This window comes from Fusobacterium sp. DD2, assembly GCF_018205345.1.
Taxonomy (GTDB): domain Bacteria; phylum Fusobacteriota; class Fusobacteriia; order Fusobacteriales; family Fusobacteriaceae; genus Fusobacterium_A.
The window spans coordinates 1-22,275 of record NZ_JADRHM010000010.1 but is presented as its reverse complement, the minus strand read 5'-3'; the positions used below and the strand labels follow the sequence as shown (position 1 = coordinate 22,275).

At 30.5% G+C, this 22,275-nt stretch carries 21 protein-coding genes and 1 pseudogene; 17 read left to right on the top strand and 5 right to left on the bottom strand.

Going from position 1 to position 22,275, the window contains the following annotated elements; genetic code table 11:
• Window position 1: 1 nt before the first annotated feature.
• The 3 genes and pseudogenes from IX290_RS02735 to IX290_RS02725 all read right to left on the bottom strand — a co-directional run.
• Window positions 2-172: pseudogene (locus IX290_RS02735) on the bottom strand (DUF4299 family protein); the annotation flags it as partial.
• An 11-nt stretch (window positions 173-183) separates the two neighbouring features.
• On the bottom strand, window positions 184-1,188 hold the full coding sequence (locus IX290_RS02730) for a restriction endonuclease (RefSeq protein WP_211491673.1): 1,005 nt from the start codon (window positions 1,186-1,188) through the stop codon (window positions 184-186).
• A gap of 118 nt (window positions 1,189-1,306) precedes the next feature.
• Window positions 1,307-1,564: a hypothetical protein gene (locus IX290_RS02725; RefSeq protein WP_211491672.1), complete on the bottom strand. Its 258-nt coding sequence runs from the start codon at window positions 1,562-1,564 to the stop codon at window positions 1,307-1,309.
• Between the two features lie 160 nt (window positions 1,565-1,724).
• Between IX290_RS02725 and tehA the strand changes: the two genes are divergently transcribed.
• The gene (gene tehA, locus IX290_RS02720) at window positions 1,725-2,678 is read left to right on the top strand and encodes a dicarboxylate transporter/tellurite-resistance protein TehA (RefSeq protein WP_211491671.1); all 954 of its coding nucleotides are present in this window, start codon (window positions 1,725-1,727) and stop codon (window positions 2,676-2,678) included.
• 26 nt (window positions 2,679-2,704) lie between these two features.
• Here the strand turns inward: tehA and IX290_RS02715 are convergent, their stop codons facing one another.
• Complete coding sequence (locus tag IX290_RS02715; RefSeq protein ID WP_211491670.1) at window positions 2,705-3,676, bottom strand: hypothetical protein; 972 nt, start codon at window positions 3,674-3,676, stop codon at window positions 2,705-2,707.
• Between the two features lie 130 nt (window positions 3,677-3,806).
• Between IX290_RS02715 and ahpC the strand changes: the two genes are divergently transcribed.
• Both ahpC and IX290_RS02705 read left to right on the top strand, forming a co-directional pair.
• A complete protein-coding gene (gene ahpC, locus IX290_RS02710; RefSeq protein ID WP_211491669.1) occupies window positions 3,807-4,367 on the top strand; it encodes an alkyl hydroperoxide reductase subunit C in 561 nt (186 codons plus the stop codon).
• A 21-nt stretch (window positions 4,368-4,388) separates the two neighbouring features.
• Window positions 4,389-6,011 carry an FAD-dependent oxidoreductase gene (locus IX290_RS02705; protein WP_211491668.1) on the top strand — a complete coding sequence of 541 codons (1,623 nt, stop codon included), beginning with the start codon at window positions 4,389-4,391 and terminating at the stop codon, window positions 6,009-6,011.
• Window positions 6,012-6,225: 214 nt separating this feature from the next.
• Here the strand turns inward: IX290_RS02705 and IX290_RS02700 are convergent, their stop codons facing one another.
• A complete protein-coding gene (locus IX290_RS02700) occupies window positions 6,226-7,002 on the bottom strand; it encodes a hypothetical protein (RefSeq protein ID WP_211491667.1) in 777 nt (258 codons plus the stop codon).
• A 191-nt stretch (window positions 7,003-7,193) separates the two neighbouring features.
• On the opposite strand from IX290_RS02700, the gene IX290_RS02695 reads away from it, so the two are divergent.
• The 14 genes from IX290_RS02695 to IX290_RS02630 all read left to right on the top strand — a co-directional run bounded on the left by IX290_RS02695 (window position 7,194) and on the right by IX290_RS02630 (window position 22,221).
• Window positions 7,194-8,330, top strand: a complete 1,137-nt coding sequence (locus IX290_RS02695) for an aminotransferase class V-fold PLP-dependent enzyme (RefSeq protein ID WP_211491666.1) — start codon at window positions 7,194-7,196, stop codon at window positions 8,328-8,330.
• A gap of 78 nt (window positions 8,331-8,408) precedes the next feature.
• Window positions 8,409-9,371: a MoxR family ATPase gene (locus IX290_RS02690; protein WP_211491665.1), complete on the top strand. Its 963-nt coding sequence runs from the start codon at window positions 8,409-8,411 to the stop codon at window positions 9,369-9,371.
• Between the two features lie 11 nt (window positions 9,372-9,382).
• Window positions 9,383-10,195: a DUF58 domain-containing protein gene (locus tag IX290_RS02685; RefSeq protein ID WP_211491664.1), complete on the top strand. Its 813-nt coding sequence runs from the start codon at window positions 9,383-9,385 to the stop codon at window positions 10,193-10,195.
• The gene (locus tag IX290_RS02680; protein ID WP_211491663.1) at window positions 10,192-10,911 is read left to right on the top strand and encodes a hypothetical protein; all 720 of its coding nucleotides are present in this window, start codon (window positions 10,192-10,194) and stop codon (window positions 10,909-10,911) included. The genes IX290_RS02685 and IX290_RS02680 overlap by 4 nt, the downstream gene beginning before the upstream one ends.
• Entirely contained in the window at window positions 10,901-11,851 is a 951-nt protein-coding gene (locus tag IX290_RS02675; RefSeq protein ID WP_211491662.1) for a VWA domain-containing protein, read from the top strand. Before IX290_RS02680 ends, IX290_RS02675 begins: the two co-directional genes overlap by 11 nt.
• 13 nt (window positions 11,852-11,864) lie before the next feature.
• Complete coding sequence (locus IX290_RS02670) at window positions 11,865-12,833, top strand: VWA domain-containing protein (protein ID WP_211491661.1); 969 nt, start codon at window positions 11,865-11,867, stop codon at window positions 12,831-12,833.
• Window positions 12,823-14,046 carry a hypothetical protein gene (locus tag IX290_RS02665; RefSeq protein WP_211491660.1) on the top strand — a complete coding sequence of 408 codons (1,224 nt, stop codon included), beginning with the start codon at window positions 12,823-12,825 and terminating at the stop codon, window positions 14,044-14,046. The genes IX290_RS02670 and IX290_RS02665 overlap by 11 nt, the downstream gene beginning before the upstream one ends.
• A gap of 12 nt (window positions 14,047-14,058) precedes the next feature.
• Complete coding sequence (locus IX290_RS02660) at window positions 14,059-15,693, top strand: BatD family protein (protein ID WP_211491659.1); 1,635 nt, start codon at window positions 14,059-14,061, stop codon at window positions 15,691-15,693.
• On the top strand, window positions 15,686-15,874 hold the full coding sequence (locus IX290_RS02655) for a DUF4250 domain-containing protein (RefSeq protein WP_249168819.1): 189 nt from the start codon (window positions 15,686-15,688) through the stop codon (window positions 15,872-15,874). Before IX290_RS02660 ends, IX290_RS02655 begins: the two co-directional genes overlap by 8 nt.
• Window positions 15,875-16,160: 286 nt before the next feature.
• Window positions 16,161-16,889, top strand: coding sequence for an SDR family NAD(P)-dependent oxidoreductase (locus IX290_RS02650; protein WP_211491658.1), 729 nt, complete (start codon window positions 16,161-16,163; stop codon window positions 16,887-16,889).
• A 62-nt stretch (window positions 16,890-16,951) separates the two neighbouring features.
• Window positions 16,952-18,124 carry a hypothetical protein gene (locus IX290_RS02645; protein WP_211491657.1) on the top strand — a complete coding sequence of 391 codons (1,173 nt, stop codon included), beginning with the start codon at window positions 16,952-16,954 and terminating at the stop codon, window positions 18,122-18,124.
• 89 nt (window positions 18,125-18,213) lie between these two features.
• The gene (locus IX290_RS02640) at window positions 18,214-18,783 is read left to right on the top strand and encodes a 3'-5' exonuclease (RefSeq protein ID WP_211491656.1); all 570 of its coding nucleotides are present in this window, start codon (window positions 18,214-18,216) and stop codon (window positions 18,781-18,783) included.
• A 266-nt stretch (window positions 18,784-19,049) separates the two neighbouring features.
• The gene (gene ade, locus IX290_RS02635; protein ID WP_211491655.1) at window positions 19,050-20,783 is read left to right on the top strand and encodes an adenine deaminase; all 1,734 of its coding nucleotides are present in this window, start codon (window positions 19,050-19,052) and stop codon (window positions 20,781-20,783) included.
• A 166-nt stretch (window positions 20,784-20,949) separates the two neighbouring features.
• A complete protein-coding gene (locus tag IX290_RS02630; RefSeq protein ID WP_211491654.1) occupies window positions 20,950-22,221 on the top strand; it encodes a 2-hydroxycarboxylate transporter family protein in 1,272 nt (423 codons plus the stop codon).
• Window positions 22,222-22,275 lie beyond the last annotated feature (54 nt).

Genomic DNA, 22,275 nt, shown 5'->3' with positions numbered 1-22,275 from the left:
GTTATTTTGTCAATAAATTGTATAGTCTTTTCATTTCATCTTTTTCCAATGATTCTACTACAATGTATTCTCCATCTATAAAGGAGTATTTATCAAGTGGCAGATTTTCAATAAACTTTGAATAATCAACAATTCCCAATGATTCATAAGAATTGCTATCATTTGGATCTCCATTAGTTTTATTTAATTTTCTTTACTATATCCATATTTTAGAATCCAATTAGCAAAATCACTTCCATGGATAATGGAAACATTTTTTTCAGGAAATTCCTCTTGTAAATCTGATAATTTTTTATCAAAGTTTTCATCTACTAGAGTTGCTGTAGTCATGATAATGCCAGTAGTAATCTTATCATCATAATTAAATACGTTTCTCAAATCCTCTATAGCTTGTGTATTAGAAATAGTACCTTCATATGATTTTACCTGAATAGCTACTTTTTCAATTTTTTGAAAACCTAAAATATCTCCTAGTTCGTTTTTATATTCAAATATGATGTCTCCACCCTTATCTGAAGTTCCTGATTTAATTTGTACATTTTCAACATTGGGAATATTCCTTAATATACTTGCAATTAATTCTTCTAAATGTTTTCCAGTATGGAATTTTTGTAGCTCTTCACAAATTTTAGCTAAATATGGTTTAACGTTAGAATTAATACAACTAGTTAGTCTACTTTCAGGAGTAGCATTTTTTCCACTCAAATTTCCTTTTTTTAAATCATCAACCAGTTTGGCAAATTCCTTTTCTAAATAAATTTTCCAATATTTTCCTTGAAGTTTGAATCTTCTAGATAAATTAGAAGGTATCCCTTCATCATTTCTATTGAATACTTGAATAGAATCTTTATCTATGTGTAAACAATGGCTTCCGTCCATTTTATATTTATCCCAACCCCAGAAATACTCACTAGTAACATGAGCAATAGTACACTCTCCATAACTAGGAACATTAATATATACAATATAGTCATTAGGTTGAATATTTAACATAAAGTTAGCTTTCCAACAATCTTTTTGATGATTATTCAAACTATTCCATCCACTATTATTTATTTGTTCCCTAATAGTTAAAAGATTTCCTTCCTCTACATAAGACCAGGTAAAACGTGCTATACCTTCATCTTTTAATGATGTGAAGACAGTATTTCTCATATCTTCTGAAACTTTTAAAGCAAATATACTCATAATAAAAACCTCCTATTATTTTTTTGTTTATATCTCCTTTGTATCCTTAAACGTTTGAGGATTGATTTTTCAGCAAAATTTTTTAAAATCTTTTAGGTGCTAAAGAATGAAAGAGATGTTAATAATGCCAATATATTATTCCTGCAACAAAAATAACCACTCCACAAATAAAGATAATGACTCTTTCAAATCTATATCTTGCCTCAATTCCATAGACTTCTTCAATCCAGGTACGAATTGCACCAAATTTTACAGGTGATGATATCCTAGTTATCCACTTCCAATCAAATATTGAACCAATGATAATTAAAAGTCCACATGCCATTAAGATATAATAAAAATGCTCTTTAGCAAATTCAAGTAATTGATTGTCCATAGATAACCTCCTTATAAAATCAAATACCTCTTCTTGAATTAAGTATACTATATCGTGAAAAAAAAGACACGATAAAATTCAAATAATTCTTGACTTACTTTAGATGTAGCAGTAAAATCACTCTGTTATTTATATAAAATTATGAAAAATAGGTGGTATTATGGAAAACAAATCAGGATCATTTATGATGCCAACAAGTTATTTTGGTATTTCATTGGGATTATTTAGTCTGGGACTTGCCTACAGATATGCAGCTAAAGCTGCTGGAGTCCCTTTTTTATTTTCTGAGGTACTTCTGATATTGGCAGCATCAATTTGGATTGTCTTTATTGGAATATATATCTATAGATTATTTTATAGAGGAGATACAGCTTATGCAGAGTTAAAAAATCCAATTCAAGGTTGCTTTATAAGCCTTATCCCTATTACAACTATTCTTTTAGGAGTAGCTGTTATTCCACTATCAAGAATTTTTGCAGAAATATTAATTTTTAGCGGAATAATAGGGCAACTTATCTTTTCTTCTTATCATACAGGTGAAATGTGGAGAGGAATTCACTCTATAACTGCCACAACTCCTGTTATTTATCTGCCAACTATTGCTGCAGGTTTTGCAAGTGCAATTGGTGCAGGAGCACTTGGATATGATAAACTTGGTATGTTATTTTTTGGAGCTGGAATGTTCTCATGGATTAGTTTTGAAGCAGTAACACTTCAAAGATTGAGAACAGAAGAATTGGCATCTAAAATAAGACCAGTAATAGGAATTCAACTTGCACCAGCATTTGTTGCATGTGCAGCTTATCTGAGTATAAATGGTGGAAAAGTTGATGTATTTGCTCAAATGCTTATAGGATATGGACTACTTAACTTTTTCTTTCTTGTAAGACTATTTTACTGGGTAATTGAAGATGGTTTTACAACAGGTTTCTGGGCATTTTCATTCGGTCTTGAATCTATGGCAAATACTGGAATGCATATGTTTGTACAGTATAAAGGAGATATTGTTTCAACTATTGGTCTTATAATGTTTATTGTAGCATCTATATTAATTGCATTGCTTTTACTTATTACATTAAAACTTATATTTAAAGGTAAATTCTTTGTAAAATAAAAGAAAAAGACACTTAGAATAAAAATCTAAAGTGTCTTTTTAATTATATATTTTTTCTTCAATCCATAATTAAATAGCAGTGTATTATCATTGATTTCATAAAAGCTCTTAAGCGATGAACCCTCTTCTACTTCCATCATATAATGTTTTTCCTCTTTGCTATCTATCTCTTTCTCTTCATCATAAAAAAGATCTGCATCAAAGTTTTTATCAGGAATCTCAAAAAAGTTCTTAAGAACTTCTAACCCTTTTTCCTTATCATTACAATCTATAAATTCATTTATAAACTCTGTTCCAATTTTTTCATATTCGTCTGAGTCAATATGAATAAAAAGATCTGCTCTTTTATTATATGTTACTTCAGAGTTATTTACAAAAGCAATTATTAGCTGAGCATCTGCTCCAATTAGTTTAATTATCCTAATCAGATTCTCATTGTTCCCCTTCTCAAAAAAGGATATTATCATCTCTGGAATTATATTTTTTATCTTATGGAAATTGTTAAGTATTTTCTTTCTAAAACCATTTGTTATCTTCAAAATATTTGTCCCGTTATTTTGATATATCCAGGGATTCTCCATATTATATAGATCAAAACTATACTTAAATCTTAGGAAATTTCTTTCTACAAATTCAGCAATTCTTTTACCTTCAAAATTCTCATATTCCTCAGCAAAAGAGAAAAAATCAAATGTCATAATATCATTTGGAGTAATAACAGCTTCTACAAATAGATCATTTGCTATATATTCTCTACCAGATATTATAACTACATTTTCTAAATAGAAATTCTTTTCCTTTTTCCAAAAATATTTTCTCGTTTTTTCAAGAAGCTCCCAATTCTTACTGCTGTCATTTCCAAAATATAAAACTATAAGAAAATAGGTATCTACATCTTTAAGTACAGTAAGTATCTCTTTTTCAAAATTTTCATTTGTAAGTAATATAACTTTCCTATCTTTCATCCATTTACCCTCAACAAAGTCTTTATTTATCATTATACAATATTTTAGAAATTATGTCAGTAAATAAAATTTATTTAATGTTGATTAATTATATTGACTTTATCCTCTTATTGTTTTATAATCAAAATATATTAAAAACAAATCAAAAAACGGAGGTAACATTATGGCATTAATAGGAAAGAAAATCGGAGAGTTTAAAGCAACAGCTTATCAAAATGAAAATTTTATCGAAATTACAGATAAGGACCTTTTAGGTAAATGGTCAGCAGTAGTTTTCTATCCAGCAGACTTTACATTTGTATGTCCTACTGAGCTGGAAGATTTAGCAGAACACTATGAAAAATTTAAAGCTGAAGGATGCGAAGTATACTCAGTTTCAACAGATACTCACTTTGTACACAAAGCATGGCATGATACCTCAGATAGAATTAAAAAAATTAAATTCCCTATGGTAGGAGATCCAACTGGAAAACTTTCTAGAGAATTTGAAGTATTAATAGAAGAGGAAGGACTTGCATTAAGAGGAAGCTTCATTATCAATCCTGAAGGAGTTATTGTTGCATATGAAGTACATGACACTTCTATTGGAAGAGAAGCAAGTGAACTTCTAAGAAAATTACAGGCAGCAAAATTTGTTGCAGAACATGGAGAGGTTTGTCCAGCTAAATGGCATCCAGGTTCAGATACTATCAAACCTACAATTGATTTAGTAGGAAAACTATAAGAAAAAGAATTGGAGCATAATATGGAAAAAATTTACGATATGATTGTCATTGGTGGGGGACCTTCTGGTCTAACTGCTGGTATATATGGTGGAAGAGCAAAACTTAAAACTCTAATCATTGAAAAGAATATTCCAGGTGGACAGATTACAGTAACCAATGAAGTGGTAAACTACCCAGGAATCTATCAAACAACAGGTAGTGCATATGGAGAGATATTAAAAAAACAGGCCTTAAGTTTTGGAACCGAAATAATATCTGAAGATGTAAAACGTGTAGATTTCTCAAAAGAGATAAAAGAGGTTACTACAAATAAAGGTACATATAAAAGCTTTTCAGTTGTTATTGCAACTGGTGCGTCACCTAGAAAACTTGGATTCCCCGGTGAAAAAGAATTTGAAGGAAGAGGGATAGCATACTGTGCAACTTGTGATGGTGAATTTTTCACTGGAATGGATGTATTTGTAATTGGAGCTGGATTTGCTGCTGCAGAAGAAGCGATATTTTTAACTAAATATGCAAAGAAGGTTACTGTAATTGCAAGAGAGCCAGAGTTTACCTGTGCCAAATCAATTGCTGATAAGGTACTTGCTCATCCAAAAATTGAGGTAAAATTTAATACAGAGATATTAGAGGCAAAAGGTGATATCCAGCTTAGAAGTGCCAAATTTATCAATAACAAGACAAAAGAGATAACTGAATACAATGTCAAAGATGGTGAATTCTTTGGAATTTTTGTCTTCATAGGTTATAAGCCACAAAGTGATATGTTTAAAGATATTGTCAAACTTGATAATGGTGGATTTATTCTAACTGATGAAAATCTTCAAACAAACATTCAAGGTGTATATGCTGCTGGAGATATAAGACCTAAGAAATTAAGACAACTTGTGACAGCTGTTTCTGATGGTGCTGAAGCTGCATCTAATATTGAAAAATATGTTGAGGCTATAAGAGAGAAGTATAATATTGCTCCAGAAGAGGATCAGTCACTTACTTCTAAAACTATAGATAAGTCAGAAGAGTTTTTAGATAGCAATCTTAAAAATCAACTTTCACAAATTGCCGAAAAGTTTGAATCCTCTATTAACATCGTTGTAATTAAAGAAAAAGAAAGTTCCCTGTCCAAAGATATGGAAGAGATGGTTTTAGAGATTGCTTCTACTTCTGATAAAATCAGATACAAAGTATTAAACAGAGGAGAAAATCCAGAATTTGAAAAATATATAGCTCTTAATAAAGTTCCTACTATTACAATTTTGGATAGTGAAAATAGATATAGAGGAATAAAATACTCAACACTTCCAAGTGGTCATGAGTTAAATTCCTTTATTCTTGCAATGTATAATATAGCAGGTCCTGGACAAAAGCTATCACCAGAAACATCTGAGAAGATAAAAAATATTACAGGAAAGAAGAGATGGAAAATTGGTATCTCTTTAAGTTGTAATAAATGTCCTGAGCTTGTTCAGGGAGCACAAAGAATCTCAATTGAAAATAGCAGTATTGATGTTGAGATAATAGATGTATTTGCCTTTAAAGAGTTTAAAGAAAGATATAATATAATGAGTGTTCCTGCCCTTATAACAGAAGATGAAAAAATCTATTTTGGAGTAAAAACAATAGAAGAACTCCTAGACCTATAATATAAAAAGAGGCTGTTGCTAATTTGTAAAAGATAAAATTCTCTAAGCTATAAATTCTTTCTATTTATTTTGCTTACGGAAAGAAAATTTGAAACTCACTGCGTTCAAGCAGTCAAATTTTCTGTATTCTGTTTCGCTGCATAAATAACGAAACAATTTCTAATGCCAAGAATTTTATTTTTACAGTTTTAAAAATACAACAGCCTTTTTTATTTTATTCCCCTAACTTATAATCTACAGAAAAGGTAACTCTCGAATCATCCTTATGCATCTTATTATTTTCGATTCCATCTTTATTTACCTGATACATAAGACCAACAGACATATCACGATAGTCAACTCCACCACCGACTCCATAATATATACCACCTTGGATTCTGTCATCTGTGTCTTTTCTTTCATCCTTTTTCAACTCTTTAAAAGAGTAACCTAAATTAACTTTAAGGTATTTTACATTATCTTCCCCTTCACTTATCTTATATTTTCCAGTTGCATATACAGGGGTATAATTCCAATCCTCTGAATCATCCTTTTTTCTCTCCAGATGTTTATTATTCTCATTCTCTTTATATGAGATTCCAACTCCTATTTCCCCATTATCTATTATTCTATCTGAGGTGAACTCATTAGCATTTATTCTTCCTACATGTATATCCTGGCTTTTAGTAGAAAAGTTGTATTTATCAAAAGTACTCTCAAGATCATGTAAAAGTTTAATATCTGTTTTATCTGCAAAAGAGTCATGAACAGTTAAAAATTGCTTTTTATGAGTATCCACATTTTCCTCTGGTAGAGGTGCACTTTTAGCTGCTTCTATAATCTCTTTTAATCTGTCCTCAGTTATAAGCTCTTTATTTCTAAAAGATGGGTCTTCCAATGTAATCTCTTTATCATCTATAAAATAGTTCTCAGTTTCAGTAATTGGAAAAATCATCTGATAACTATAGCTGGATGCAAAGGTAATGAGAAATATAAGTAAGTATTTATACATTAGTTTCCACCTCCTATACTCTATAATATCATTATAGTTTATTTTTAAGTTTTTTTCAAAATATATAAATCTTTTTTATTCTATATGATTATCGGACTATATATAATGTAGCAAATCTATTAAAACTTTACTACTGTTCTGTACTGTGTTAAACTAAATATGAACATACTTTATTATTGGAGGTCTTTTATATGATATATTTTGATAATGCTGCAACTACAATGCACAAGCCTAAAGAGGTAATAGATGCAGTTATAAATGCTATGACTCATCTTGGAAATGCTGGACGTGGAGGAAATAGTGTTTCTCTTTCATCTAGCAGAGCAATATACAATGCGAGAGAAAATATAGCTTCTTTTTTTCGAATAAAAGATTCAAGTAGACTTGCATTTACATCAAATTCTACTGAAGCTCTAAATACAGCTATCAAAGGATTATTTAACCCTGGAGATCATGTTATCTCTACAGTGATGGAGCACAACTCTGTCCTGAGGCCTTTATATGAGATCCAAAATAAAGGTGTAACTGCAACTATGATTAATACTGATAAAAATGGTGTCTTACTTTATGAGACTATAGAAAAAAATATTAATCCTAAAACTAAAGGGATTATCTGTACTCACAGTTCAAACCTTACAGGTAACCTGGTAGATCTAAAAAAAATATCTAAAATATGTAAAAAATATAACCTTATACTAGTAGTAGATGCTTCTCAATCTGCTGGAATATTCCCAATAGATGTAGAGGATATTGGAATAGATGTACTTTGCTTTACAGGACATAAAAGCCTATATGGTCCACAAGGTACTGGAGGAATATATGTAAAAGAAGGAATAGTTATCCGTCCACTAAAATCAGGTGGAACAGGAATACAGACTTATAGTAGAACTCAGCCTGAGATCATGCCTACACACCTTGAAGCTGGAACATTAAATGGACATGGAATAGTAGGGCTATCAGCTGGAGTGGATTTTATTAAGAAAACAGGTCTTGATAATATAAGAAATCATGAGATAAATCTTATGAAACGTTTCTATAATGGTATTAAAGATATTCCAGGAGTCGTTATTTATGGTGATTTCAGTGATTTTAACCGTTCACCTATTGTTACCTTCAATATTGGAGAATATGACTCAGGTGAGGTCGAACAGGAGCTTATAGAAAGCTACGGGATTGCCTGTAGAGCAGGTGGGCACTGTGCACCTTTAATGCATAATGCCTTAGGGACAACAAAACAGGGAGCTGTAAGATTTAGTTTTTCTTTTTTTAATACATTTAAAGAAGTTGACTATGCAATTTCTGCAATAAAAAATATATCTGCTTTATAAAAGAAAATCTTATTAAAACTAAAACACTTTTTATATCGTCTAAGTTTTATGTAAATTAAATTTATTAAGGAGGAATATATGGAAGAGTTAAAAACATCAATTGAAGCTGAACAACAGACAATAATGAAATTGGAACAAGAGATTCAAAAAAAGATAGTTGGACAAAAAGATATGATAAGAAAGATTCTTATAGGAATATTCACAGGTAATCATATTTTACTGGAAGGTCTACCAGGACTTGCTAAGTCTTTAACTGTTAACACTTTAGCACAAACTTTAGGACTTTCATTTTCAAGAATTCAATTTACACCGGACCTTTTACCAAGTGACATTATAGGTACTGAGATATACAATGAAAAGACTGGAGAGTTCTATACTAAAAAGGGACCAATATTTGCAAATATTGTCCTTGCAGATGAGATAAACAGAGCCCCTGCAAAAGTTCAATCAGCGCTTTTGGAAGCTATGCAGGAAAAGCAGATAACAATTGCAAATAACACATTCAAACTTGATAGACCATTTATAGTACTTGCTACACAAAACCCAATTGAACAGGATGGTACATATCCATTACCTGAAGCTCAACAGGACAGATTTTTGATGAAGGTAAAAATAGAGTATCCTACAATTGAAGAAGAAAAGCAAATACTTGATTTACTGACTACAGAAAAAGATTATGATGGAATCGAGATAAATGAGGTATTAAATAAAGAAAAGATAAACGAGATAAAAGAACTTATTAAAAAGATAACAATAGATGAAAAACTTGTTGACTATATACTTAATATAATATTTAAAACAAGAGAAAAAAATCAATATATCACTTGTGGAGCTTCACCAAGAGCCTCTATTGCACTGGTTATAGCAAGTAAAGCAAATGCATTTTTAGAAGGAAGATCATATGTAATACCACAGGATATTAAAAAGGTAATTTTCGATATATTACGTCATAGAATAATCCTTACATATGAAGCTGAAGCTGAGGGATTAGATGTTGAAAATGTAATTACTAATATAATGGAAACTGTTGAACTTCCATAAGGAGGGCAGTTATGAAGAAAGAAGAGATATTAAAGAAAATAAAAAAAATAGAGATATCTTCAACACTACTTGCTAATGAGATATTCAGTGGTAACTACCGTTCATATTTTAAAGGGAATGGGATGGAGTTTTCAGATATAAGAAGATACGCACCAGGTGATGATGTAAAGAAAATTGACTGGAAAGTAAGTGCAAGACAAAGAAAGACATATATCAAGCAGTTTACAGAGGAAAGAGAGATGTCTATATACCTTTTAATAGACGTATCCAAATCAAATGACTTTATAGCAAAAAGAGATTTGATTACTCAGATTGTAGGAACTCTTGCATTCAGTGCCATTAAAAACAACGATAAGGTTGGAGCAATATTTTTTACAGATAAGATTGAAAAAATAATACCTGTAAAAAAAGGAAAGAAACAGGGGCTTATAATCCTTGATACCCTTTTAAGTATTGAACCAAAAAGCAATGGAACTGATATTGCAAATGTATTATATGCATTTAATAAGATGTCAAAACAGCGTTCTATTGTGTTTCTAATCTCAGACTTCATTGATAAAGATTATGAAAAACCAATCAATTTAACAAAGATTAGGCATGATATTATACCAATAAGAATTGCTGACAGGAAATTTGAAACACTTCCAAAAGGTGCAATTTTTACATTGGAAGACTCTGAAACAGATGAACAGATTGTAATTGAAAATTTCAATAAGAACTACGATATCAGTGAAGATTACCCTAAAACAATATTGACAATATATACTGATGAAAACTATGTTGTAAAACTTGCCAACTACTTCAAAAGAAGGAGGCGTTTATGAGAAAAATAATAAATCTGGCTGCTCTATTTGTACTGTCTATTTCAATTTTTGGAAAAGATATAAATGTAGGAACACCTATCACTATTGAGATAGATGGAAGCAGTAGAGAGGAGATATCAAAAGCCTTTGAAAAAAGCAAATTAGACCTTGATTCAATAGAGAAAGATAATGATAAGTATGTTGTAAAATTCAGAAGCTTTACTCCTGGAGAAACAATTTTAAATATAGGAAATAAAAAACTTATAATTGATACTAAAAGTGTAATTACAGATAAAGATAAGGAGATTTATCCAAATCTTTCTGATAACAGCAATACCAAGCCTTCAAATATTAGATTTCCATATACAATGGTTATCTCAGGTGCGGTAGCAATATTATCTATCGGATATCTGTTATCACTTGTTAAATTTAAAAGAAATGAGAAGATACTCTCTCCTGATGAAAAATACTCAGATAGAATGGCAAATATTGATGATGATAATTGGCCATTTGAAATAAGCCTTGCAATAAGAGAGTATATTGATAGCAAACTTGGAACACACTTTACAAATGGAATCTATGTAGTGTCTGATCCTATAACTAAAGAGGACATTGACTTTTTACTTTTCTTAGATAACTATAAATTTTCAGATGAAAAAGAAAATATTAAAGATGAAAGTATAACTAAAGTAAAAGCCATTTACGAAAGATTAAGAGGTGAAAAACATGACATTTAGATTTGCCTCACCTTATTTTCTACTACTTATTCCTTTAGTTATTTTTTTATTTTATAAATTAAGAAATACAGGTGGAATTAAGATACCAGGAATAAAGCCAGTTAGAAAATTTAAAGTTAAAAGTAAAAAATACTTACTTGGAAAACTTATGATACTAACATCTATCATTTTGATGATTATTGCCCTTGCAAGACCTCAGATGACATCTGAAAACAAGATAATCAAGAAAAACGGTATTGATATAGTAGTAGCATTAGACCTTTCAAATTCAATGATGCAGCAGGATTTTACCCCAAACAGACTTGAAGTTGCAAAGGAACTTCTAGGTAAATTTATTGATAAGAGACCAAATGACAGAATATCACTTGTGGTATTTGGTGGAGATGCCTATACAAAGGTTCCATTGACATTTGACCACAATGTAGTAAAAGATATAACATCTAAAATTACAACTGAAGATATTACAAGTAACAACAGAACTGCTATTGGAATGGGACTTGGAATTTCTCTTAACAGACTTAAGAACTCTGATGCAAAATCTAAAGTAGTAATTCTTATGACAGATGGTGAGAATAACTCAGGAGAGATGAGCCCAATGGGAGCAGCAAATATTGCTAAGGAATTGGGAATAAAAGTCTATACTATTGGTATTGGAGCAAAGGAATTTTCTTATGGATTTGGAACTGTAAAAAATACAGAGCTTGATGAAAATCTCTTAAGAGAGATTGCTTCTACAACTAATGGTGCATATTTCAGAGCAAGTAATGAAAAAGAATTTGAAACTATTTTTAATAAAATAGACCAGTTGGAAAAATCAAAAATTGATGGAAGAACCTATTATGAGCATATAGAGATATACGAAAATATACTTATCCTATCTCTTTTACTACTTATAATTGGAGCTTTTTTAGAATATTTAAGATATATTAGAATTCCATAAAAAGAGGTGAAAAATGGAACTTGGAAGTTTAAATAATATGATATTTATAATTTTCCCGATTCTTCTCCTCTTTATATATATTTTTGGTATGAAGAAAAGAAGAAAGATTTTACACTATCTTGAAATGCGGGATAATAGATTTATTGCTATAATTAAAGGAGTCTTTCTGGTACTTGGAGCACTTCTAGTGGTAGTTGCCCTTCTTTCTCCACAAAAACAGTTAGATGATGAGGAGATAAAAGTTAAGGGATTGAATATCTATGCATTAATTGATACATCAAGATCTATGATGACTGAAGATGTATATCCTAACAGATTGGAAATGACAAAGAAGGTTCTTGGAAATATTATCTCTCAATTAAAAGGAGATAGAATAGGATTTATACCATTTTCTGACAGTGCATATATTCAGATGCCACTTACAGATGACTATGGTATTACTAAAAACTATATAAATGCTCTTGACAGTAACCTTATATCTGGTGGAGGTACACAGCTTTACCAGGCTTTAGAGCTTGCTGAAAAATCATTTGAAGAGATTCAAAGTAGTAATAAAACAGTGCTTATACTCTCAGATGGTGGAGATTTTGATAAAAAATCCCTGGATTTTATAAAAGAGCACAAGATAAATGTATATGCTGTTGGAGTTGGAACTAATGGTGGAACTATTATTCCAGAATATAAAAATGGACAGAAAGTTGGATTTATCAAAGACAACTCTGGTTCTGCTGTTATAAGTAAACTTAACTCATCTTTCCTAAAAGAGATATCTGAAAAAGGTGGAGGAAAATATTATGAGGTTAATAACCTTCAGGATACAACCTCTCATTTTTCAAATGATATAGCTAATCTTGAAAGAAAGAATAACAGAAGCGAAAATATTAAGAACTATAAAAAATACTATCAGATTCCTTTAGGAATAGGAATAGTTTTAATAGTACTTGGATATCTATTGAAAGAGGTGAAGAGAGATGAGAAATAAGATTATAGCTATTGGTGCACTTATCGTATCTTCAGCATTCTTTTTAAATAATATTCCAGATGCAAAACTGTATTTTAATATTTCCTCTGGAAACTCAAAATTCAGAGATAAAAAATTTGATGAAAGCAGAAAAGTTTATGAGCATATTTTAAAAGATAAAGATATTGATATATTGAAAAAGAATATTTTAAGGTCTTTTTACGAGGAAAAAAAGTATGATGAACTTTTAAAATCAAAATATAAAGATGGTTTTCTAAAAGGAAATTCCTATGTATATACCTCTGCTAAGAGTCAGGATAAGAAAGAAATTCTTACTAAGGCTTTGGAAGAGTATAAAGAGAGTATGAAGGAGTCTGAAGATATAAATATTAAGAAAAACTACGAAATTGTCCTTAAGATGCTTAATGAAGAGCAAAACAAAGATAATAAACAGGACCAAAAGAATAACCAACAACAGAATAAACAAAATCAGCAGCAAAATAAAGATAACAAAGACAATCAGAAGGATAACAAACAAGACCAAAAGAATAATCAACAACAAGATAAACAAGATCAACAACAAAATAAGGATAACAAAGAAAATCAGAAAGACAATAAACAGGATCAAAAGAATAACCAACAACAGGATAAACAAGATCAAAACCAAAATAAAGATAACAAAGATAATCAGAAGGAAAATAAACAGGACCAAAAGAATAACCAACAACAAGATAAACAAAATCAACAGCAAAATAAGGATAATAAAGATAATCAAAAAGACAATAAACAAGGCCAAAATAACAATCAACAACAGGATAAACAAAATCAACAGCAAAATAAGGATAATAAAGATAATCAAAAGAACAATAAACAGGATCAAAAGAACAATCAGCAACAAGATAAACAAAATCAACAACAAAATAAGGATAATAAAGATAATCAAAAGAACAATAAACAGGATCAAAAGAACAATCAGCAACAAGATAAACAAAATCAACAACAAAATAATGAAAAACAACAACCTGATAAGGATATGAATAGTGATAAATCAAAAGAAAAATCCATGTCAGGAGTCCCACAGGAGATGGAAACTCAAAAGTTATCCAAAGAGGATATGAAGAAAGCTGAAATCAGAGCTATCCTTAAGAGACTGGAAGGAAATGAGAAACAATCATTTAAAAACAACGAACGTTTTATTGATATAAGCGATGACAGCAACACAAACAGATGGTAATGAGGTGAAGTAATGAAAAAAATCATTGTATTACTCTTATTCTGTATAATCTCCCCAATGATATTTGGAGATGTTATACTGCAGACAAGTACTGAAAACCCAAGTGTAAATACACCATTTATACTTCAGGTAACATTCAGTAACGAATCAAAAAAAGATTATAACTTAACAGGTATGGAAAATTTTCAGATTATTTCCAGAAGTTCTCAATCAAGTTATTCAATAGTAAATGGTAAAAAATCATCATCAATAGCTGATGTATATCAGATAATTCCATTAAAAAAGGGAAAAGTAGAGATGCAGGTTAAAACTACTGATGGAAAAACTGCTTCAAATACACTTACTCTAAATGTAGGAGAAGGATCTACACAGGCAGTGCAATCTGTAAGTAAAAATGTAACTTTTCAAACAAATCTAAAGAATAAAAGCAGTTACTACTTTGGAGAAAAGATCCCATTTTATGAAAGATTTTTAACTACTGTACAGATCAATTCATTAGGTTACGTAAATCCACCTGCTTTTAATGATTTTTCATCAAAGGATATGACACCTGTAGACAGTAACGGACAGTATCAGCAGAAGTATTTTACTGATAAAAATGGAAATAGAGGTATTGAGATAATCACATATCAAGGTGTTCTGATGCCTGATTCATCTGGAGAAAAAACTATTAATCCAGGTAGAATAGGGTATACTGAAGCACTGCAAGATGACTTCTTTTTTTCAAGAAGCTCTAATACAAAATATGCAGGTGGTGGAACAATCAATATAAACATACTACCACTACCACAGGAAAGACCAGTTGGATTTCAAAATGTAGTTGGTACACCAAAAATAGATTTCTCTTGGAATAAAGATAAGATAAACTACGGAGATTCAGTAGTACTGAGTATAAATATAAGTGGAAGTGTAAACCTGGATACTCTTGATAAGATATTTACAGGAGAACTTCCTGATTTCAATATATTTGAAAATGTAAAGGGATTTAACGAAGGAATTTCAAATGGAAAATACTATGCAGTAAAAAACTTTGAAGTTGCTTTTATACCTAAAAAGACAGGAACTTTAAAGACACCAGAAGTTAAAATTCCATATTTCAATACACAAACAAAGAAATTTGAGGAGTTAACTATTCCTTCTAAGACAATAACAGTAGAAGGTAGTCAAACTTCAGGAACTATTCAGCAAAATATACCTGGAGGAAATAGCAGTTCTACTGTAGCTCCAGTAAATAATAGTAACACTGCACCACAGGAAGAGATCAAAATCACTTCTGTAGGTGAAAACCATAATCAATTATTTAATAATAAAATGATTATCGGACTAATTGTATTGGTTATAGTTGAAGGTGGAATTATTATCTATCTTTTATTTACAAAGAATAAAAAACATGATAAATTTGACCTGTCTGATCTTGCTAATACAAAAAATAACAAGGATTTTTACGAGGCTTATTGTAGCTTTATGAAGGATAAATTTAAATTCAGTCCAAAGGTACATCTTGATGATAGACTTGTAAGACTGGGATTCAGTGATGAGTTTATAAGACTTAATAATGAGATTGAAAATGCATATTTCAGTGATACACCAATAGATATTAAAGATACAGTTAAGAAAATTAAAAAGGAGTTGAAAAATCTTGAGTAACTACTTTAAAATGGATGTCAATATGGCATATAGTATTATAAATATGAGACTTAGGGATAAATACCCTGATCTTGAGGAACTATGCCAGGTTGAAAATATCGATATTGACAACCTAAAAGAATATTTTAAAAGACATGGATATTTCTACGATACTGCTAGAAACCAATTTACTTCAAAATAAAAAATAACGATTAACAAAGAGTCTGTTGCATTTCTTAGACTATAAAAATAAAATTCTTGGCATTTGAAATTCTTTCGTAATTTATGATGCGAAACAGAATACAGAAAATTTGACTGTCTGAACGCAGTGAGTTTCAAATTTTCATTCTGTAAGCAAAATAAATAGAAAGAATTGATAGCTTAAAGAATTTTATCTTTTATAAATTTGCAACAGTCTCTTTTTTATTTGAATAAAAGAATATATGTGGTAAAATTGGGTATAATAATGTTGTAATGTGAGGTCTATTATGAATGTGTTGATAACAGGGGCTACTGGTGGAATAGGTAAGGCTTTAATTGATGTTTTTATAAAGAATAACTACCACGTAATAGCATTAGGAAGAAACAGAAAAGAGCTAAAAAATTTACAAAATAGATATGGCCATATGATACTTTGTTACTCTATTGACCTGTCTGTAGAATATGAGATTGAGGTATTTCTCAATTTCTTAAAGGAACGTAAAATTAGAATACATCTATTAGTCAATGGAGCAGGGATTGGAGAACTAAATTACTTTGAAAAAACTCCATACCTAAAACTAAAAAAAATGATGGATATAAACATTACGGCACTTACAAGATTCACTTCTTATTTTTATAAAGAGATGTGTAAAAGAGGAGGAACTATAATAAATATATCTTCCACTGCAGGATTTCAATGTGGAGGACCACTTATGGCTGTTTACTATGCTACTAAAAGCTATGTAAACTCTCTTACTTACTCTTTAAGGAGAGAAGCCAAGGAAAAAAAAGTTAAAATTATACTTCTTGCTCCTGGACCTACTAAAACAACTTTTGTAGGAATACCTAAAAAACTATCTTTTATGGAAAAACTATATATTACAACACCTGAAGAAGTTGCAAATGAGCTTTATAAAGGAGTTGTTAAAGATAGATTTCTTATTATTCCAGGAAAGATTAATAAACTTTTATACTATATTGATAAAATACTACCAGGTAAAATATCTATTCACTAGTTGAAAAGATACAGAAAAATAAACTTTTAAATAAAAAAGATGAGAGATAAAGGGGAGGAAAGATGAAAGGGAAGATTTTACTTACAATGCTACTTACATCTGTACTCTATGGATGTACTTATTTTGAAGTAAAAGATGCAATAAAAGAAGCAAATAAAGGTAATTATGTTCGTTCAATTGAAAATCTTTCAGGGATTTTAAGAGAGCATAATGATGATAGAAGAACTCTTGATGCATTTGAAATCATATTTCCAGATGCTGAGAAAAGATACTATGATGAAATTGATGCTAATAAGGCATACAATATGAGAGCTTATACTAAGGCTATGCTCAACCTTTTGAAAATTCAGGATATCTATTTTAATCTTCCTGAGACTAGTAAAAAATCTATGGCTATTATTGAGCCACCACTTGCAGAGAGAAATGAGCTGAAAAAACAGATAGCATTGAACTTTTACTCTTTAGGAGAAAATATGCCAACAGATTCATATCTATCTAAGCTTAAAGCTTATGGATATTTTGAAACTGCTCAAAAGTATAATGTTCTTGGAGATAAAAAGATAACTAATAAATATCTAAATGCGAAGGATAAAGCCAGTGGTAAGTTTATTATTACAATGAACAGTTCAATAGGTAACGAATATATTCCTTCACAGATAAAGTTTTTTGCACAGCAGGATATACAGAAATATCCTATATTTTCAATTGGAAATGACAACAGTTATAACCTGAATCTTAAAATTGCTATCTCAAATATGTATTACTATCCACCTACTACAGATGTTAAAACAGGTACAGATAGCTATACAGAAACTAGAGAACGTACTGTTATGAAAAAAGTTACTGATACAAAAATAGTAAATGGTAAAGAGGTTGAGGTAGTTAGATGGGTACCTACAACAGTATATGAAGACTATGACGTATATTACAGATTTGAAAAATATACTAAGACAACTACTTTAGGATATCAGTTAACTTACACAATAGAGGAAAAAAATGGAAATATCATATCTACAAACACTAAGAATATTGTTGCTAAAGATGAGGTCAAATGGACTAAGTACTTCCCATACAGACCATATGCATCAATTGATTCTTTCAAATTTCCAAGAAGTGAAGCTGAAAAAAATACCATTTCAGAAAATGAGCTGATAGATATGTCAATTAAATTGAGTAATAGTGAGATTAATAAAATGATTGATTCTCTATATTCAAATACAGAACCTCAACTGTAGATTACATTATTGGCTTTACATTTTAAGTGGTAATATAGTATATTTTAATTAAGCATAGATTATGCAAACCTTATTTGAAAGGAGTAAATATGAAAATCTTATTTGTAGATACTGAAACAGGAGGACTAAATCCTAAAGAATCAGCACTTATACAACTATCTGGAATAATTAGAGTAAATAAAAAAGATGTTGAAACTTTTAATTACTTTATAAAACCTTTTCCTGGAGCACAGGTTGATCAACAGGCACTTGATGTTCAAAAGAGAACAATGGAGGATTTAAAAGATCCAAAGTTTAGAAGTGAAGAGGAAGTTTACAATGACTTTGTTAATTTATTAGATAAGTATATTGATAAATATGACAGGAATGATAAATTCGTTGTAGCTGGATATAATGTTAATTTCGATATTCGTTTCTTACAGGAATTTTTCAAAAGAAATAACAATAATTTCTTTTATAGTTATATATCTAAAATGGTACTTGATCCATTTACCTATATACCTTTTTTCCAAATGTGTGGAAAACTGCCGATACTTGAAAACAATAAACTTGAAACATGGTGCAAACATTTTGGAATTGAGCTTGATGCACATGACAGCTTAAATGATATTATTGCTACAAAAAAACTTATTTTACAGACTACAAAACTTGTTAAATAGCAAACTAAAGGGCTATTGCAAATCTTTAAAAATATAATTCTCTTGGCTATCAATTCTTTCTATTTATTTTGCTTACAGAAAGAAAATTTGAAACTCACTACGTTCAAACAGTCAAATTTTCAGTATTCTGTTTCGCTACATAAATTACGAAACAATCTCTAATGCCGAGAATTTTATTTTTATAATTTTAGAAATGCAACAGCCCTTTTTATATAACAAGATTGCAGTATGTAATTTTTTTATAGAGGATAGATTGAGGAGGAAAGATGGACAAAAAAACACTTATCAAGTTAATTGAGACAGCTAAAAAAATCAGAACCCCAGATTTAGTCATCAAAAATTGCAAAATTGTAGATGTTTATTCAGGAAAAATTATTCACGGAGATATTGCTATCTCTGATAAATATATAGCTGGAATTGGAAACTATGAAGGGGATAACGTAATTGACGCAGATGGTAAATATGCTGCTCCAGGTTTTATAGACAGCCATATTCATATAGAATCATCATATGTATCGCCTGAAGAACTTGGAAAAATGATAATTCCACATGGTGGTACGACTATTATTGCTGATCCTCATGAAATAGTAAATGTATGTGGGATAAAAGGCCTTGAGTATATGATGGAGGCTTCTAAAAATACAGAACTGAAGGTTAAATTTATGATACCTTCATGTGTTCCATGCACTCCATTTGAAAACTCTGGAGCTATTATCGATTCTGAAGATATATCTAAAGTCATAGATAGAGAAAATGTCCTTGGTCTTGGAGAATTTATGAACTTCCCTGGAGTAGTAAGCTGTGATAATGAAGTTATAGATAAGCTTATTGTTGCTCAGAATAGAAATAAAATAATTGATGGGCACTGTCCAGGTATTTCTACTACCAATTTAAATGCCTATATATCAGCTGGAATTACAACTGACCATGAATGTTCTACTGTTGAAGAGATGGAAGAGAGAATATCAAGAGGAATGTATATTCTGCTACGTGAAGGATCTGCATGTCATAATTTGAGACCTCTTTTAAAAGGTGTCACTACTCAAAACAGCAGAAGATGTCTTTTATGCTCAGACGATAGACAGCCTAAAACAATGATTGAACTGGGACATGTGGACAATCACTTAAGAATATGTGTAGAAGAGGGAATTGACCCAATTGAAGCTGTTAGAATGGCAACTCTAAATGCTGCACAATGCTATAATTTAAAAGATAGAGGGGGAATAGCTCCTGGACTTATAGCTAATATTGTATTGTTAGATGATTTGAAAAACTTTAATGTTCGAAATGTATTTATAGATGGAAAAGAGATAGCCAGAGATGGTAAATATCTCAATACTATATCTAAAACTCCTATTACTAGGGTAAGAGGAAGTATGCATGTAAAAGATTTTTCAGAAGAAAAGCTAAAAACACATCTTGAATCCAATAGAGTAAATATAATAGATATTATACCTGGTGGAGTTGTTACAAAAAAATCTCAGGATTATATTGATATAGATAAAAACGGAGAATTTATATTTAATCCTGAAAAAGATATATTAAAGATAGCTGTTATTGAAAGGCATAAAAATACAGGTAACGTAGCAGTGGGATTTATACGAGGATATGGTTTAAAACATGGAGCTGTAGCTCTATCTATTGCACATGATTCACACAATATTATTGCAGTAGGAGTAAATGATAAAGAGATCTCCTTTGCAGTAAAATTACTTATTGAACAGGAAGGTGGTATTGTTCTAACAAAAAATGAAAAAGTACTTGAATCTATGCCAATGCCAATAGCTGGGCTTATGAGTGATAAAGATGGTGAATGGGTGGATAAAAAACTGAAAGCAATTCATAAATCAGCTTATGATATTTTAAAAGTAAATAGTGATGTTGACCCTGTTATGACTCTTTGTTTTATGTCATTGGTAGTGATTCCAGAGATAAAAATTACTGATAAAGGGCTTTTTGATGTGATGAAATTTGATTTTATCCAACTTGAAGTTAATTGATATATACGCATTTTTTTAAATATATACCAGCAACTATATAATTTAGTTCTTCATATAATATACAATATATATCCACTTTTCTATTGACATATACTACTCCTGGTGTTAGTATTTATAGACAACGCAATAAATGTTGCAGATAGTTTATACAAAGGAGAGTATACTTATGAAAGAACGTTTTAAACTAGCTGGTATAGAGATGAAGTATTTCATTCCTATTTTTATTGTACTTTGTGTTGGAATGTATCTGGGAAAGATTCCAAAGGGAATGCTAGGTGCTTTTCCAATAATGATGGTATTTGGAGCAATTCTAAATTATATAGGTAATAAGACCCCTATCATCAAAGATTATTTAGGTGGTGGACCTATTGTTATAATATTTGCTTCAGCAGCTCTTGCATATTTTAATATCCTTCCTAAAGAAGATATCAAAATTATAAAAGATTTTATGACAACTCAATCATTTCTGGACTTCTATATCGCTGCACTGGTAGTAGGAAGTATTTTAGGTATGAACAGAAAACTGCTTATAAGAGCAGCATTAGGTTATCTTCCAGTAATAATTGGAGGAGTTGTTGTTGCAACTATACTTACTGGTATTGTTGGATTTCTATTAAATTATGGATTTATAAATTCTATCTTCTACATTGCAATTCCTATAATGGGTGGAGGAATGGGTGCTGGTGCTGTACCTCTATCACAGATATTTGGTCAAGCTATGCATAAAGAACCTACAGAGCTTCTCGCAGTAATGGTTCCTGCAGTTGCACTTGGTAATGCTCTTGCAATAGTTGCAGCAGGACTTTTAGACAAACTTGGAAAAAAATATCCATCACTTACTGGAAATGGAAAGCTTCTAAAAGTTCAGGATGATTCCATGATAGCTCACAGTTATGAATCAGATATAACTTACGAAGAGCTTGGTATTGGAGTAATTATCTCAACATCATTCTTTATATTTGGAAGTCTATTGAGTAAATTTATACCAATACATCCTTATGCACTTATGATTATCACTGTTGCAATTGTAAAAATTGGTGGACTTATGAGTGAATACTACGAAACTTGCTGTGCTAAATGGTTTACATTTATTATGAAAAACTTTACCTCTGCACTGTTAGTTGGTATCGGTATAGCTTACACAGACCTTCATACAGTGATTGAGTCATTCAGTCCTATATATCTTGTCCTAGTTGCTACTACTGTATTTGGTGCTGTAATTGGTACTGCTATAGTGGGAAGAATGGTAGAATTCTACATGATTGAAGGTTCTATCACAGCTGGACTATGTATGGCTAATATGGGTGGTACAGGAGACGTTGCAGTACTTTCTGCTGCACATAGAATGGAACTTATGCCATTTTCTCAAATATCATCGAGAATAGGTGGAGCATTTATGCTTCTTCTTACATCACTTTTAATAAATATTTTACTATAAAAAAAGCTGAGTAACATTTTTAAAAAAATGTTTTACTCAGCTCTCTTTTTTGTA

Excerpts from the sequence above, each read along its gene's own strand:
- IX290_RS02730 (WP_211491673.1), bottom strand. The coding sequence starts at position 1,188 with ATGAGTATATTTGCTTTAAAAGTTTCAGAAGATATGAGAAATACTGTC.
- IX290_RS02725 (WP_211491672.1), bottom strand. The coding sequence starts at position 1,564 with ATGGACAATCAATTACTTGAATTTGCTAAAGAGCATTTTTATTATATC.
- tehA (WP_211491671.1), top strand. The coding sequence starts at position 1,725 with ATGGAAAACAAATCAGGATCATTTATGATGCCAACAAGTTATTTTGGT.
- IX290_RS02715 (WP_211491670.1), bottom strand. The coding sequence starts at position 3,676 with ATGATAAATAAAGACTTTGTTGAGGGTAAATGGATGAAAGATAGGAAA.
- ahpC (WP_211491669.1), top strand. The coding sequence starts at position 3,807 with ATGGCATTAATAGGAAAGAAAATCGGAGAGTTTAAAGCAACAGCTTAT.
- IX290_RS02705 (WP_211491668.1), top strand. The coding sequence starts at position 4,389 with ATGGAAAAAATTTACGATATGATTGTCATTGGTGGGGGACCTTCTGGT.
- IX290_RS02700 (WP_211491667.1), bottom strand. The coding sequence starts at position 7,002 with ATGTATAAATACTTACTTATATTTCTCATTACCTTTGCATCCAGCTAT.
- IX290_RS02695 (WP_211491666.1), top strand. The coding sequence starts at position 7,194 with ATGATATATTTTGATAATGCTGCAACTACAATGCACAAGCCTAAAGAG.
- IX290_RS02690 (WP_211491665.1), top strand. The coding sequence starts at position 8,409 with ATGGAAGAGTTAAAAACATCAATTGAAGCTGAACAACAGACAATAATG.
- IX290_RS02685 (WP_211491664.1), top strand. The coding sequence starts at position 9,383 with ATGAAGAAAGAAGAGATATTAAAGAAAATAAAAAAAATAGAGATATCT.
- IX290_RS02680 (WP_211491663.1), top strand. The coding sequence starts at position 10,192 with ATGAGAAAAATAATAAATCTGGCTGCTCTATTTGTACTGTCTATTTCA.
- IX290_RS02675 (WP_211491662.1), top strand. The coding sequence starts at position 10,901 with ATGACATTTAGATTTGCCTCACCTTATTTTCTACTACTTATTCCTTTA.
- IX290_RS02670 (WP_211491661.1), top strand. The coding sequence starts at position 11,865 with ATGGAACTTGGAAGTTTAAATAATATGATATTTATAATTTTCCCGATT.
- IX290_RS02665 (WP_211491660.1), top strand. The coding sequence starts at position 12,823 with ATGAGAAATAAGATTATAGCTATTGGTGCACTTATCGTATCTTCAGCA.
- IX290_RS02660 (WP_211491659.1), top strand. The coding sequence starts at position 14,059 with ATGAAAAAAATCATTGTATTACTCTTATTCTGTATAATCTCCCCAATG.
- IX290_RS02650 (WP_211491658.1), top strand. The coding sequence starts at position 16,161 with ATGAATGTGTTGATAACAGGGGCTACTGGTGGAATAGGTAAGGCTTTA.
- IX290_RS02645 (WP_211491657.1), top strand. The coding sequence starts at position 16,952 with ATGAAAGGGAAGATTTTACTTACAATGCTACTTACATCTGTACTCTAT.
- IX290_RS02640 (WP_211491656.1), top strand. The coding sequence starts at position 18,214 with ATGAAAATCTTATTTGTAGATACTGAAACAGGAGGACTAAATCCTAAA.
- ade (WP_211491655.1), top strand. The coding sequence starts at position 19,050 with ATGGACAAAAAAACACTTATCAAGTTAATTGAGACAGCTAAAAAAATC.
- IX290_RS02630 (WP_211491654.1), top strand. The coding sequence starts at position 20,950 with ATGAAAGAACGTTTTAAACTAGCTGGTATAGAGATGAAGTATTTCATT.